The organism is Ruminococcus sp. 210702-SL.1.03 (genome assembly GCF_020559915.1).
Classification (GTDB): domain Bacteria; phylum Bacillota; class Clostridia; order Oscillospirales; family Ruminococcaceae; genus YE71.
This window is the reverse complement of record NZ_JAJCLZ010000010.1, coordinates 87,302-102,494: the sequence shown is the minus strand read 5'-3', so window position 1 is coordinate 102,494 and position 15,193 is coordinate 87,302. Positions and strand designations below refer to the sequence as shown.

At 45.1% G+C, this 15,193-nt stretch carries 8 protein-coding genes, 2 tRNA genes, 1 other RNA gene and 1 pseudogene; 6 read left to right on the top strand and 6 right to left on the bottom strand.

Features of this window, described 5'->3' with window-relative positions; translation table 11 throughout:
• The 4 genes and pseudogenes from LI114_RS07280 to LI114_RS07265 all read left to right on the top strand — a co-directional run.
• Positions 1–2,121: pseudogene (locus LI114_RS07280) on the top strand (tetratricopeptide repeat protein); the annotation flags it as partial.
• Between the two features lie 26 nt (positions 2,122–2,147).
• Positions 2,148–4,649, top strand: a complete 2,502-nt coding sequence (locus tag LI114_RS07275; RefSeq protein ID WP_227220109.1) for a VirD4-like conjugal transfer protein, CD1115 family — start codon at positions 2,148–2,150, stop codon at positions 4,647–4,649.
• Entirely contained in the window at positions 4,636–5,379 is a 744-nt protein-coding gene (locus LI114_RS07270) for a helix-turn-helix domain-containing protein (RefSeq protein ID WP_227220108.1), read from the top strand. The genes LI114_RS07275 and LI114_RS07270 overlap by 14 nt, the downstream gene beginning before the upstream one ends.
• Positions 5,380–5,644: 265 nt before the next feature.
• A complete protein-coding gene (locus LI114_RS07265; protein ID WP_227220107.1) occupies positions 5,645–6,817 on the top strand; it encodes a site-specific integrase in 1,173 nt (390 codons plus the stop codon).
• A 135-nt stretch (positions 6,818–6,952) separates the two neighbouring features.
• On the opposite strand, the gene LI114_RS07260 is transcribed toward LI114_RS07265, so the two are convergent.
• From LI114_RS07260 to LI114_RS07250, 3 genes are all read right to left on the bottom strand, one after another.
• A complete protein-coding gene (locus LI114_RS07260; protein ID WP_022126588.1) occupies positions 6,953–8,113 on the bottom strand; it encodes a leucine-rich repeat domain-containing protein in 1,161 nt (386 codons plus the stop codon).
• Between the two features lie 869 nt (positions 8,114–8,982).
• Positions 8,983–9,058 (bottom strand) — tRNA-Trp (locus tag LI114_RS07255).
• A 161-nt stretch (positions 9,059–9,219) separates the two neighbouring features.
• A complete protein-coding gene (locus tag LI114_RS07250) occupies positions 9,220–10,704 on the bottom strand; it encodes a glycoside hydrolase family 43 protein (protein ID WP_227220106.1) in 1,485 nt (494 codons plus the stop codon).
• Positions 10,705–10,942: 238 nt separating this feature from the next.
• Here LI114_RS07250 and LI114_RS07245 point away from each other — a divergent pair, with 238 nt between their 5' ends.
• Complete coding sequence (locus LI114_RS07245; protein ID WP_227220105.1) at positions 10,943–12,901, top strand: SpaA isopeptide-forming pilin-related protein; 1,959 nt, start codon at positions 10,943–10,945, stop codon at positions 12,899–12,901.
• 293 nt (positions 12,902–13,194) lie between these two features.
• Here LI114_RS07245 and ssrA read toward each other — a convergent pair.
• Together ssrA and smpB are read right to left on the bottom strand one after the other, a co-directional pair.
• Positions 13,195–13,553, bottom strand: a transfer-messenger RNA (tmRNA) gene (gene ssrA / locus LI114_RS07240).
• A gap of 3 nt (positions 13,554–13,556) precedes the next feature.
• Positions 13,557–14,027 (bottom strand): SsrA-binding protein SmpB, encoded by a 471-nt coding sequence (gene smpB, locus LI114_RS07235; RefSeq protein WP_022128015.1) that lies wholly within the window; start codon positions 14,025–14,027, stop codon positions 13,557–13,559.
• A gap of 214 nt (positions 14,028–14,241) precedes the next feature.
• On the opposite strand from smpB, the gene LI114_RS07230 reads away from it, so the two are divergent.
• Positions 14,242–14,317, top strand: a tRNA-Ala gene (locus LI114_RS07230).
• A gap of 185 nt (positions 14,318–14,502) precedes the next feature.
• On the opposite strand, the gene LI114_RS07225 is transcribed toward LI114_RS07230, so the two are convergent.
• Positions 14,503–15,192 (bottom strand): hypothetical protein, encoded by a 690-nt coding sequence (locus LI114_RS07225; protein ID WP_227220104.1) that lies wholly within the window; start codon positions 15,190–15,192, stop codon positions 14,503–14,505.
• Position 15,193: the final 1 nt, after the last annotated feature.

The window sequence follows — 15,193 nt, the reverse complement described above, 5'->3', positions numbered from 1 at the left end:
TCTGAAAAAGAAGTTGACATAGAGTATAGCTATTCAGAAGCCGACGTCCCGCCTGCTGATGATGAATACTATGCAGAAAATGTTCCGTATCTGTCTGAAAAAGAAGTTGACATAGAGTATAGCTATTCAGAAGCCGACGTCCCGCCTGTTGATGATGAATACTATGCGGAAAACGTGCCGTATCTGTCTGAAAAAGAAACAAGTAATGACTGTTATATAAAGTGGAGTAAAGATTACAAAGAAACAGCCCGACTGGTGTACAAAAAAGATTCGAGCGCAGAAGATATAAAGCGTGCAGCCGTACTGTATAAGTCAGAAGCCTCTAAAGGTAATCTGCTTGCTGTATTTGATCTTGGTAAGCTGTATGCCTCCGATCTGCTGCAACGGAAAGATGATGAGCTATCAGCTAAATATTACAAACAAGCTTTAGATGGATTTTTGAAAATAGAGCCTACTGCCGGCGATATGACGGCGTATATACAATATCGTATCGGTAAAATGTACTGCTATGGGTTGGGCACTGAAAAGGATCTTAAACAAGCTTTTGATTGGTTTTCAAAATCTGCTGTCAAGGGAAATAAGTTTGCGCAATTCAGCTTAGCGAATATGTACTACTACGGAAACGGAGTTGAAAAGGATCTTTCAGAAGCATTTCGATGGTACAGTAATGCTGATAAGCAGGGACAGCCATACGCAGCATATGCAATAGCTCAGATGTACAGTAACGGCGAGGGCGTAGCCGCGGATAAAGATCTGGCGCATATCTATTATCAAAAGGCGCTGAACGGATTTCTTGATCTTGAAAACAAAGACCGTGCCGACGATAATCTATTTTACAAGATCGGTATGATGTATAAAAACGGATTGGGAACTGAAAAGGATATTGCAAAAGCTGTTGATTACTTTAAGCGGTCGGCTTTAATGGATAATAAAAACGGTCTGTATGAATACGGAAAAACGCTCATAAGCAGTGACTACGAAAAGCGAGATGTTGAAAAGGGATCATCATATTTGAGAAAAGCAATAGAATATGGCAACATAAATGCAAAACGTTTTTATGCCATGCAGTATATCAGCGGAGAAAATATCGATCAGGATATAGACACCGGACTTAAAATGCTCCACGAGGAAGCAGATAAAAATGAAGCTGCCGATACCCCTTCTGCTCTTTGTTTAGGCAGACTTTATTTTAAGAATGACTACGGTATACCTTTAGACATTGATAAAGCAGAATACTACGCCATAAGAGCTGAAAAGGGCGGCAATGAGGCAGCATGGTATCTGCTCGGAAAAATCTATTCAGATTCAAACAGCAATAAATACGATATTGAGAAAGCGATCACATACTTTAAGAAGTCTGCTAAATGCGGAGATCCAAATGCACAATACCAGTTGGGAAAGATCTATCTTTCCGCAGATGACAAACGGACTGCTTATCAGTATTTTAAACAGTCTGCGGAAAACGGCAACACATTTGCAGCTTACTATGCAGGCAGGATCTTATTAGATAATAATGCTTCTGCAGATATAAAAACAGGTATTGAATTTTTGCAGCAGGCAGCGTTAGATAACTTCGACCCCGCTTTTTTCTTTTTAGGCAGATATTACAGCAAATTTGATGATACCGACAGCCGTTCTAAGGCTAAATACTACCTTGAAAAGTCTGCAACAGAACACAATAACTCAAATTCACAATATTTGCTAGGAAAGGTCTATCTGTCTGAAAATAAAACAGATAGAGCGATGGAGTATTTTAAAATGTCGGCGGAAAGGGGCAATCAGAACGGTCAGATCGCGTATGCGCTAATGTTGTATAAGCAAGGGCAGAGAATGGCTGCCACGCTTTGGATAAAAAATGCAGCGGATAATGGCAATAAGACAGCCAAAAAGATCATGCGCCAATTTGATAAGCAGAGGACATATGCCGTCGTGAGAAGCGCCAATATCGCTCAAACAGTGATAAGTAAAGGCATATCGCAATCATCAGTACTTAAACGCACTAACAATATGCTGCGCAGCACGCTAAAATCAGAAGAGGCTCGCACCGCTCGTCTAATGAGAGAGTTTGAAAAAGATCAGGAAAAACAGAAAATACAGAACAACAGCTCTGTAAGCCTATAACCCCATAATTGAAAGGAACGTCCGGTATGGAAAAATTAAAGAAGATAGTAAACGCCTTGATAGCCAAAGTATTATTTGTTTATGGCTGGATATGGGATCTTTGCATGAAGGCTCTTAACGCTGTAAGCAAAACACCGATAGAAACGGATAAGGAACGCCGAGACGTGCGGGTGAAACAATTTGCCACAGCCTCGATCATCTTTTATTGTGCAAGCAACAGCTGCCTGAAATTTATCATAAAATCATTGCATAAAGTAATGAAAAACAGCAGCTTTATATCAAGTCATTTTATGCCCTGGGATATTATCATACCGGCGAATATCCAACTGTTTATCCTGCTCGTGCTGCTCTCGCTTGTCGTTGGGCTTGGTGCTTCTGTCAAGCTGCACACGTTGTATCGTATGAAAAATGACAGCAAAAATATAAAGGGCGATAATAAATTCATGACGGAAAACGAGCTCGCGGAGCATTTCTATCCGGTCAAGATGGACGATATAAAGTCTGCCGAAAAAGCAGGACTGCTTATCGGTGAAAAAGACGGTGTTTACTATATCGAGCCTGATACGTTTAACACAATGATAGTAGGCGCTACAAGATCGGGTAAAGACGAATGCTTTGTACTTCCCTCTATGCGGCTGATGGCAAATTCAAAGGCGAAGCCCAGCATTATAGCAAACGATATGAAAGGCGAAATGCTCGAGCAGACATATACCGACTTTGTGCGCAACGGATATAAAGTTCTCGTGCTGGATCTGATCGATACAGACCACTCGCTGCACTGGGATCCGTTATTCATCATAAAAAGCGAATATATCTCAGCAAGAGAAAGCGACGGAGATCTTTCAGATACGTCAAAACTCGTTGAATCATATGCTCACTGCCTTACAGACGATGAAAAATCAGAAGCAGTATGGACTGACTCTTCCCGCTCGCTGCTCTGCGCCATGATATATTATTTTTTAGACAGAGGATATGAGATGAACAAAATGCAATTGGTAAATATGTTTAGCATCTATAACTTTTTCCTCGAATTTGGCACATACAACACCGTAATAACAGACGCAAACGGTCAGAAAAGAATGGCAAACGCGCTGGACGAGCTATTCAGTAAACTTCCTACCGGTTCGCTCGCAAAGCTGGCATACACCACCTCAAAGTTTTCTGAGGGTGAAACGAGATCATCTATTTTTACCGTACTGTCCTCAAAACTCGCAATATTCGGTACTGATATGGGCATACAAAAGATCACCGCTTTTAACGACATAGATTTCAACGACCTCACTAATGAAGAACGTCCCTGCATAATCTACCTTGTTACACCGCATGAAGAAAAGTCGCGTCATATCATAGCCTCCATATTTATCGACCAGTGCTACATGATGTTAGCGAAAAATGCTCGTAATCAGCCAAACGGAAAATACAAACGCAGAATAGAGTTTTTTCTGAACGAATTTGGTCAAATGCCGCTGATACACGAGCTTTCACAAAAGCTAAACGTATGCGCCGGCTGCAATATACTTTTTAATCTGTTCTTGCAGGATCTTGGGCAGTTAAAACGATATAAGAATGAAGAAGATTCGATCTCAGGCGGCTGCGGTATACAGATCTATATCAATTCTTTGTCTAACAAAACAAACAAGTATTTCAGCGAGGGACTTGGAAATAAAACCGTCGATTACTTGACGTTCAGCGGAGATGTTTACGGCTTTCTAAATCATCAAGGCGAGCGTATCGATGGGAAAGCCCTGCTGGACGCTTCGCAGCTCTCACGCCTAAAATTCTGTTCTGCCGTTGTTAAAAAGCAGCGCTGCGACCCTATCAATACCGTTATCACTCCGTATTTTAAGATCAAAGACAAGCCGGCTCGAATACCCAGAATGCAGATACCACTGAATGTATCTGACTGCAGTTTAGATACGATCCTGTTCCCGCTGGATAGTATATGGGACGATCTGGGCGATATAGGATTGCAGTATCGCCTCGATCAGCTGCAGCACAAAGCTAATGAGTATATCAATAAACAGTATGCGATCATGAGCCGTATCCGAACCATGCAGGAAAACGGCGACAACGTACCGGAGTCGATGTATACTGAGGCACTCGAATACGAGAAAAAGGCAAGCGCTGCTCAGCGCGACGTGTTCGTATATCAGGAAGAAATGAAAAACAAACGTGAATTTCGCGAGAACGAGAAGCGCAAGATCTTTGCTGACGCTTACGGCGAGTCTTTTGTTCAAAAAGCAGATGATGGCGATGAAGAGTACGCAGATGATTATGTAGCCGGCAGTCCCTATGAATACGGCGACGAACGCAGCTATACCGACGCCGAAGCCGCTGTAAGCAAGCTCAATATGCTTACCTCCGGCGAATTCCAGTATTATCTGGATCAGTCGCTGTACACCGATCTGCGAGCATACGTCAAAAAGATACAGAAACGTCCCACGATACGCAGCAACTTTACTGACGACGAATGGGCAGCAGTAGAAAAATACATAAACGACGAGGAAATGAAATATGCTGATACCTAATTTTTTCTTAGACAGATATACTAAAGCAACAGATCTGATGATAGCCTGCAAGTTTTACAGCATGATAGGCAGCTTCACAAAGCGCAACTCAAAGGGCTATGAATTATCTATCAAAGAAAAAACGCTTGCTGATATATGCGGCTGCTCAGTTGCTACTGTGCGCCGCTCTATGCAGCGTCTTTGCAACGATGGGTTAGTTATCTCCATGCACCGCCCCCACCGCTCAAACGGCACTCTGGGAACGTATATATACACAATAAAAGACTTTGCCTGCGACAGAGGTTATTTCTCCATAAACAAAAGAGCCTTTGAGCAGCTAAGCCCAAAAGCCTTTCAGATATATGTATGGTTCTGCCGACTCAGAGGCGGCAGCTGCAATAGTTTTTATCAAAGCCTTTCTGATCTGCAGCGTATCACCGGTGTCAGCCGCAGCCGCATATCAGCTATCATAAATGAACTGGTAAGGCTCAGACTGGTATACAAGCAGCGCAAGAAAACACGCTGCGGCGACTATACCGACAATACATATTTCGTTGTGGTCTACATTCGCAGCAAAAGGATATATAAAAAAATGAGCCATCGCCTTAGCGGAGCGATGACTCAAGCGTATAAGTCTATGACCTATACCAATAAGAAAAAACTTATATATTATGTTACAGATATTTGCAAGAAAAGTCTTGCTCATTATATTAAGTTTTTGTATATAAATAAAGAACGATGTAGACCATGATCTATATAGGGGTAGGGGCTGATCTGTAACCTCTGTTTGTAACCCACTATCTCTATATCTGTCAAAGAAAAAAAACATGATCTAAATTACTATACACAGTATAGATATATTACGTTCGGGCTATATATGACGCTTACTCTGCCGCCTATTGAATGAGCCGCGCGGGCTTTTTTCTTTTAGACAGATAATAAAGCTTGATTATGGTCGAATAAAGTGATATTATATCTATGTTTCACATTTTTTCAATTGTAGGGAGATATTGATAATGAAAATAAAAAGTTACATAAAATTATCGGCTTATATTTTAGAACACTGGCTGCCGAGAAAGAAAAACGAGATCAAAGCAAGTACATATACGCGCTACGAGGGACTTTGCGTGCGTATAACTGAATATCTGGGAGAAGAGCTGCTTTCAGAGCTTACGCCTGCCGACGTATATTATTTTTACGACGAGCTGAGAGAATGCAAACGTTTAGACAGCAGATTCATACCAACAAAAGAGTGCGTCCACATACTCAAAAGCCGCTATACAAGACCCGAGATAGTTAATAAAGCAGGGGTAGGCATGGGAACAGCCGATTCTTTGAGAGCGGGCAAGAAAGTAAAGCCCAAAACAGCCGAAAAGATCGCAAAAACGATCGGTATGCCGGCAGAGAGTCTGTTCACACAGCAGAGCGGCAGACTATCTCCACAGACCATAGTCCATTACCACAGACTGCTCTACTCTATAATCAAAGACGCGATGTTTGATGAGCTGATACAGGACAACATAATGCTGCGTGTAAGACCGCCGAAGCTTGACGAAGCTGCCGAAGCGAGATACCTTGAAGCCGACGAAGCCAAAGAGCTTATGCGGCTGCTTGACGGCTACGGAGCATACCCGTATGCCGCGATATTGAAGCTGATAATGTTTACAGGTATGCGGCGCGGAGAAGCCTGCGGTCTGGAGTGGCAGGATATAGACTTTGAGCACGGCTCGCTGAGTATCAGACGCACGAGCAACTATCTGCCTGCGAAGGGCGTTTATACCGACACTCCAAAAACACGTCAAGGCAGACGCACCATAGCCTTTGGAACAGCCGTCGCCAAACTCCTCGATCTTCATCGTGAACGCCAGAACAAGCAGCGCGCAGAATACGGCAGCGGCTGGATCGAAACAGGCAGACTCTTTACCACCGACGATGGACGTCCGATAAACCCAACGTCTGTAACGAAGTACTTTCACCGTTTTGTTGAGCGGCACGGACTTCCCGACTGCTGCGTACATTCGCTGCGGCACACTAACGCCTCGCTGCTCATTGCTGCGAACACACCGATAACAACGATAGCGGGCAGACTGGGACATTCAGATCCGAGTATTACACTGCGTATCTATTCGCATCAGCTCAGCGCCGAAAACCGCAAAGCCGGCAAAGCTATCGAAGGAATATTTGAATAAACAAAAAGTAAATGACAGTTTAATTTAAGACATGAAAAATGTGAAACACAAAAGTCGCTGACTGGAAGAATTGTCGGCGGCTTTTTCTTAGGCAACTTCTTCCCCAGTGGGGGAGAAGTTGATTATGTCAGCCTATCATTTCTTTTTCTTCACATTCACAACCGTACATATCACTATTACGGCTGCTAAAGTAAATATTGAGATTATCAGAACTATGTATATTGTATTGTTATCAGCCTTATCATCTGCAGCTTTAGAGCTTTCATCTTTAGTATCTAATCTATCAGTGGGTGTCGATCCAATTTCGGATACGCTTGTGATAATTTCAGAACTACTGCTATTTAATGACTCATTAGGCTCTGAATTATCGTTCAAACTTTCCGCACTATCTGTCACACTACTATCCATTACCACCGAATCATCTAAAACCTCATATGATAACTCATTCTCTACGGCATATTGCTCCGCCGCAGAGTCTTTATAACAATAAATCGTAAAATTGTCCAGAGCAGTACGAACACTTGCGGTCATTTCTCCAGAATCGGAAAGAACAAATTCGCTGCCGAATCCTAAATTTCCGAGATCACTAACGCTTTTAGGAACGGTAACACTTGATATATTATCAGAAGATGGGATAGCGGCGTTTGCAATTGTCGTTACATTATCAGGTATCACAACATCACCTGTGCACTGAGAACCGTCTATCAGAACCCCGTTTACCACAACAATGGGGTTTTCATTTATTCTTTCCGACAGCCATTTTGTCCTTTTAAAAGCACCGGCACCAATTTTTGTAAGACTTGCAGGTATTGTTATATTAGAGAGCGCAGCACAATTATAGAATGCTCCGTATCTTATTTCCTGCAATGTACTCGGCAATGAAACTTCGTTCAAAGAAGAACAGCCGAAAAACGCCGCCCCATCAATATCTGTAACGCCTTCCGGCACAACAACTTTAGTAATAGAATCTCTGATATTGCTGTTAAAAAACATTTTTGTTCCCAAAGTCGAAACCTTCTTGCCGTCAATGTTATCAGGTAAAACAAGTTCAGTATCAGAGCCGGCGTATAAATCGATCTTGACTGAATTATCCGGCATTAACTCATAATAATAATCTCCGGATTGAAGCTGATATGAGGTCGAAGCAGTCGTTTCATGGGGATCATAATAGGTGTTATTTGGATCGACCGCCACCATAGCGTGCGTCTTGATAATAGTGCTTCCGCCAAAAGAGAATAATATCCCTACTGCAGATGTCAGCGTCAAAAGCTTTCTAAATAATAAATATTTTTTCATATTGTCACACTCCGCTTAATTTTTACCACCTAAAAGTAAAAAAATATAATATTCCCCCTTGACATTCTAGGAAGAATATGTTACAATAATATATGAGTAGAAAACAAAACAGGCTGCTCAACGCCGGCAAGCGTCAAACAGCCCTTAATCTTCAACGGAATTCGCACTTCCGTCAAGACTTAGTTTCGGTATTACGCTACCCATTATAGCATAATATAGAGAGTTTGTCAAGGCTTCTTGTGCGTGTTCCGCTGAGAAGTCTTTGTCTTTCTACATAATACAGGTTCGCATTGCTTAACAACTTGCAAGCCGTAAGCAACTTGAAATTTGATATATATGAGCCTGCTCCAACAGGCATAATATCCATATGAAATACCCTTTCCTAAACAGAATGAAAGTGGAAAGTTTTCATCGAAATATTCATACTGTCCCCTGCCTATACAGAATGGGAGCGGCAGAGATCACAGTGTGTTCAGTTGTATCGAGTGTGCGATGATACACGCGGGTTCTTTCTTTATTCGACCGATAAGGCATTAAAATTTCAGAGATAACACCGGCGTGAGCCACAGCAAACCGAAAACCAACAGTATGGCGATAAGGCAAGCCGCCTATGTGCCGATACAGCGAAAGTCGATGAAATGTCATGCAAGCCTTTGAATACTGATAAACAAGGCTGTCCTTAGCAGACCGAAGCATGATGGGAGATCAACTAGCTAGATAACAATCGGCAGCGAAATCTGCCTTTATATACTCAGCCGTTCTGTCGGCTGAGATAGGTTCATAATTATTTGTGGATCTATCTTGACCGACAGACCTTGCAATAATAGAAATCTAGCGTGAAAGCATAGTGCTCTCACGCAAATTTCATTTGGCAGGGGCAGAAGGGATCGAACCCTCGGCACGCGGTTTTGGAGACCGCTGCTCTACCATCTGAGCTATACCCCTGTGTGATATTTAGTTCTCATTGGTACTTTGATATTATATCACAACATCGTGTTTCTGTCAAGCGTTTAACGATATATTTCAATTATAAACTTTATTAAAGCTTTATACACAAAAAAAGCAGACACCCATCTCGGTACGTCTGCTCAATTGCTATGTCTGTATTATTCGTATTTCAGCTCGAAATTCTTGAACTCTGCACGGCTGCCGCCCGCCGCGTCTGCCGCGTAAATACCCAGCATAACGCCCGTGAATCCGCCCGATACCTCGCTCGAGAGATACTTGCTCTGCGCAAAGCCCAACTCACGCTCCTCGCCGCCTACCTGAACGTAGAAATTGTAGAAAAGCTCGGCGCTGCGCACTATCAGCTTCGCCGAATCCGCGTTGCCAAGCGAGATCTCAGCCTGCGTGTGCTTTATGCCGCCGATGTTCAGCTTCAGCACCGCCTTCAGCTCACCGCCCTGCTTCCGCAGACAAAGGTCGTAGTGCTCGTTTTCGCAGGAATACACCGTAACGCCCGCCTCGCCGCCGTCAAGCGTGAGGTCTACGCTCAGCTGCGAACGGAAATCCCGCTGGCGCAGCGCTATGAATGTCGGCGAATCTACATCGTCCAGCGTGAGCGCGCAGCCGTGAAGCACCGCGCTGTTCTCACCCAGCTCGTAATTGCTAAGCTCCGGACGGCGCATATAGCTCCAGTCAACGTTCCACTTCGTGTTCTCAAACGTGTACAGCTTCTTCTCGCGCTGCTTAAAATCGCCCGCGATCTCGTAGCTTTCGTCCGTAGTGCCGTCGCCCGCTGTGAACCAGCCGTCCTCACCGAACTTCACAGGCGTAAGGAACACCTCTCTGCCCAAATGGTGGTACGGCTGCCATATATGTATCTGCCTGAAACCGAGCGTGAGTATGTGCCACTTGCCGTCCGCGCCGCAGATAATGTCGCCGTGGCCAATGCCCTGAATGATGTACGGCGCTTTGTTGCGGTTTGTCAGCACGGGATTGTTCGGGTTGCCGATAAATTCGCCCCATACCGACTTTGCACGCGCACAGGTCACCATATGTCCGTACTCAGTGCCTCCCTCAGCCGCCATGAGGTAGTACCATTCGCCAATTTTGTACATATGCGGGCTTTCAAGATATCTGCCTCCCGAGCCTTGCCATATGCACTTGCCCGCCGTCAGCTTTTTGCCCGTAGCAATGTCTATCTCGCACTGTATAACGCCGCTCTTGCCCTCATCGTCAACGCCGTTGCTGATGAAAAACGTCCTGCCGTCCTCAAAATAAAGCGAAGGGTCTATGCCGCCCTGGTCGACGTATATCGGGTCAGACCATTCGCCGCGAATGTCATCGGTATAGACGTAAAAATTCTGATGAGTGGTGTCGTTGGTAGTGACCATGTAGAATCTGCTGTCGTTGTAGCGGATAGTAGGCGCGAAAACGCCGCCTGAGCTGTTTATTTTATCCAGCATAACCTGATTTTCGCGGGTGAGCACATAGCCTATCTGCTCCCAGTTGATTAGGTCGGCGCTCTCAAAAAGCGGCACTCCGGGAAAATACTGAAAAGAGCTGCACACCATGTAATATTTGCCCTCAGCGCAGCAAACGCTGGGGTCGGGATAAAAACCCTTTACTATCGGGTTTGTATACTTCATAAATTTTCCCTCCAAAAAAGTTGTATCAGTTTTATAGTAACACAAAAGCGCACCCTTGTCAACAGCTTTTGCGCAATTTGAGCCGCTATATATTATATAAGGTATATTGTATAATATCATCATAAAACGGCACGAATATAAACAGCACGAATATTTAGCAAATTTCTGGCGGTATGCCGTTGACAAGCAGGCAGATTTATAAAAAAAAACAAAGCAGAAACACCCGCTGGTAAAACGGGTGCTCTCTTCCCTGCTTGCGGCTTCCATAGCTGTGGGCACATTCGCGGCAAACGCCTTTGCCGTTGGTTCTGACGACCGTTACGATAAGGCGTATACCATTGGCAATATCCTTAGTGACTTCCAATATTTCACCAAGGGCGACCTCAAAGGCAGAGGCCATACTGTCGGCGCAGCAGCCGTTGGCGGCACTATGGATAAAGGCAACTCGTTCGGAAACGGCGCGGTCACCCCCTCGTTCATCAACAAGATAGACCAAGCTACGGCGGCTTTCGGTTTGTACAAATTCGAGGGCAGCAACGATGTTCTCTACTACGTTGACGGCGTGGAAAAGCTGCAAAACTGGGGCAGCTCGCTGAAAACTGTAAAGTCAGACGGCAAGTACATCGACTTCGACGCGGCTTTCACGGCAGTGGAAAAGCAGTCGGAAGCGCTCGCGGCGGCAGGCAAGACCCTTAGCGAGGCGGACATCAACGACGAAAGCTCTGAGGCGCACTTCTACGCCTATAATGAGCTTGGTTATGAACCCGAAAAACCCGATGATTCGTCATCGGCGGACAGCTCTGCTGCGGATTCATCGGCAGATTCCTCAAAAGCTGACAGCTCGAGCGCTGCGGATTTTTCCAGCAGCGCGGATAATTCAAGCACTTCGGACACATCGAGCAGCGATTCTTCGAGCAATTCTGACAGCTCGCAGCCCTACAAACCCGACGTAAAGACCACAAGCGTGGAGTTTCAGAAGATAACGGACAAAAACATAGCGCTCGAGGGCGCGGTATTCGGTCTGTACAAGGACGGCATATGCTCAGTACCCGTTCAGAAAGACGGTGCGAACTATACTTTCCAATCGGGCGCGGACGGCATCGTAAGATTTGAGGGACTTGAAGCGGGCACATACTATTTCAAGGAGCTTCAAGCACCCGCAGGCTACGAAGTAAACACCAAGATCTACGGCGTAGAGGTAAGCTTTGACGCAAGCGGCAAGGGCACTGTTACCTTTATAGACGGCGAACAGGCAGGTCTGAACGACCTCAAAGTTCCCAACGACCCCATCACGGCGCAGACGGTAAAGCTTACCAAGACTTATGAAAACGCCGACCTTGCCGACCTTACGACGGCTCAGAGAGATGAGTTAGCGCAGGCAACGGAGTTCACACTTTATGCCGACGCTGAGCTTAGCGACGTTATCGCGGCGGCTTCGCCCATCGTGACCAACGGAAAATTCTCGGTAAGCTTCAATGACGGTCTGAGCGTACCGGCCGAGGCGGGAGCTTTCAACATCTACTACATGGCGGAGAGCAATGCGCCGAACGACTACAAGGTTAGCGACAGCGTTTACGTTTGCAGGATAGACAATTCGGGCGCGGCGGCTTACAGGCTGCTGGGACAGTCTGACGCGGCGTACAGCGCGGCTATCCCTGAGTGCGAGAACAAGCTTGACAAGACCACGGAGGACTCCGGCGCGGTGGACAGCTCCAGCCAGACCGATGTAGTTACCAGCGATACGGACAATTCGAGCGCTGCGGATAATTCGAGCGTAGCTGATACTTCTAGCGATGCAGATACTTCAAGCGTTGCAGACACTTCGAGTACAAACGATACATCTAGCGCCGCGAACGATTCCAGTGCGGCTGACAATTCGAGCAGTTCGGATTCGCGTGACGCGCTCGAAAGTACGTCCGACAATTCATCTTCCGCAGACACAAGCTCGGTAAGCGACGTTACCGATTCGGACGCTGAGCAGGATTCCTCGTCCGATACGGACAGCTCAGACAGTTCGGAAAGCTCCTCGGCAGATTCCGAGAGCAATTCGGACAACTCCGGCAACTCGAGCGCTGATAGCTCGACAAGTTCGGCGGCTTCAAGCAGCACCGGCACGGGCAATTCGACAAGCTCGAGCGCGGCGGGTTCAAACTGCTCATCGGCGAACGGTTCGGGCAGCTCGAACAATTCCACCTGAAATCCGAACACAGGCGTAAAGAGCACGCTCGACGTAAGCGCGGTGCTTATCGCGGTAACGGCGGTTTACGTCAGGAAGTATAAGAATAGATAATTTAAGATAAATCAAAACCTCCTGCGGTGTGGAAGATCTGCACTGCGGGAGGTTTTTGTTATGTGGATAAAAAGAAAAACGATCATTACACGGCACTACGAAAAAGTCTGTAAAAAAATGAGCGTTTCAGCTCGGCTAAGGCGTATGGCAAATAAAAAACCACCGTGATACTATCAATATCACAGTGGTATAAGATGGAAATATGGAGGCGAGGGGAGTCGAACCCCTGTCCGAAAACCTATCCCCACGAATTTCTACGAGTGTATTCTGTTATTTCGGCAATGCCCATTCCCTCAAAGCCGCGCAAACAGACACGCGCGACAGATCAGTAGACCGTAATACATCAAAGGGTCACAGCCTTCGCCCAATGACGTTCACCACTAATCGACGCCTTTACCCAAGCCGTGGTACTCAAGGGCAAGACGAGCGCTGACTTAAGCAGCAGCTAATTCAAAATTATCGTTGTCGTCTAATTTTAAAACGTACGCCGTTTAGAGAGGGTGCGCTCCTCTACTCGCTTATCATGCTTCAAGATCCCCGTCGAAACCTTTACGCCCCCGTGTTAGCCGCGGTTCTTGATCGCGCGCTCGATGTCGCGCTGAGCCGCCTTTTTCGCCATGTCGTCGCGCTTATCGTAAAGCTTTTTACCTTTACAAAGTCCCATGCAGAGCTTTACACGACTTCCTTTAAAATACAAAGAAAGCGGTATCAGCGTAAGCCCCTCCTGCTGAACTCTGCCAAGCAGCCTATGAATTTCCTGCTTGTGCAGTAAAAGCCTGCGTTCGCGACGCGGGTCGCGGTTAAAAATATTACCTTTTTCGTAAGGAGATATGTGCATTCCTTTAACAAAGCACTCCCCGTCCTCGATCGAGCACCAAGCGTCTTTCAGATTAACGCTGCCGTTTCTAATGCCCTTGACTTCGGTGCCGCAAAGCTCTATCCCGCACTCGAATTTTTCAAGCACAAAATACTCATGGTAAGCCTTTCGATTGTCAGCGATCTGCTTTGTAGACTGGTTTTTGCTTTCCGCCACATACCTCACTTCCTTTCGGGTAGTATTAAATTATATCATAGTTAAGACAATTTGTCAATAGGCTAGCAACTTATTTTACATTTAATTCATATATGAATTTGCAGGCAGATTCACCCATCGAATAATTAACAGTATATTTTTAATTTATTACTCATATATTCATTTTAATACTTGACACAGACAAGATTTTGTGGTAAAATGTTATTGTCAATTCGGGGCATTAGCGCAGTTGGTAGCGCACAACACTGGCAGTGTTGGGGTCAGGGGTTCGAATCCCCTATGCTCCACCAAATATTAAACCCTTGGTTTTACTGGTTTTCAGCAAAATCAAGGGTTTTTTATTATTTTCAAAATCAAAATAATGTTCAAATATTCAATTTCTTATACTATTTTTCAGCATTTTTTTGACGCGACTTGACAATTATTTGACAACTCGCCAATCTTCTATACTTACATTTCTGTAAATATACGTTAATTATTCTTTTAGCGCGAACACGCCGTTGTAAACGTATTTCGTGCCGGATATGTCGATAGTACCCCAGCACAGATTACTATATTGCGAAAACGGCGTTGTCACGACTTTGTCGCAATATGTTTTGACATCCGAAACGATAGGCACGAGTGCCGTCATGGAAGCTGATAATGCACCATTTATACGATGCCGTGCTAAAGGGTCAGAATTGTTGCTGCCCTCAGTTTTAATAGAAGCCAGCGAATTAAAATCAAGAAACTCCGCCCAATTGCTAGGAGAATTTAAATTTGGACTATCAGGCTTTAACACTGCAAAAATCAAATCGCCATTATTATCTTTAGAAATAAAAATAGATGATTGAAAAGCATTCGTTTGATTATTACAAATTGCTATTCCGTTGTCAGTCTTGTACCCATAGCGCCAGCAGCATTTGTTATGAACGTATCGATACCCGCTGTTTATATTAGCACCATTTTTCGCGGTTACTTGAAAAGAGCGCTGAGTGTCATAATCGGTTCCCCAATCGAGTTTAAACGCTGTTACATCGCCGACTTTACAGCTTACCTCTTGCCCGCCCGACGGAACATCAATTGTATCAAAATAGTCAACCGCATTAGCCGTCAGCCACGCTGACACCTCAGCGTAGTTCGCTGCGGCGGTCGTACCTGTGAAATATGTTGTTTCTATTGCCATT

Excerpts from the sequence above, each read along its gene's own strand:
- LI114_RS07250 (WP_227220106.1), bottom strand. The coding sequence starts at position 10,704 with ATGAAGTATACAAACCCGATAGTAAAGGGTTTTTATCCCGACCCCAGC.
- LI114_RS07275 (WP_227220109.1), top strand. The coding sequence starts at position 2,148 with ATGGAAAAATTAAAGAAGATAGTAAACGCCTTGATAGCCAAAGTATTA.
- LI114_RS07270 (WP_227220108.1), top strand. The coding sequence starts at position 4,636 with ATGCTGATACCTAATTTTTTCTTAGACAGATATACTAAAGCAACAGAT.
- LI114_RS07225 (WP_227220104.1), bottom strand. The coding sequence starts at position 15,192 with ATGGCAATAGAAACAACATATTTCACAGGTACGACCGCCGCAGCGAAC.
- LI114_RS07260 (WP_022126588.1), bottom strand. The coding sequence starts at position 8,113 with ATGAAAAAATATTTATTATTTAGAAAGCTTTTGACGCTGACATCTGCA.
- LI114_RS07265 (WP_227220107.1), top strand. The coding sequence starts at position 5,645 with ATGAAAATAAAAAGTTACATAAAATTATCGGCTTATATTTTAGAACAC.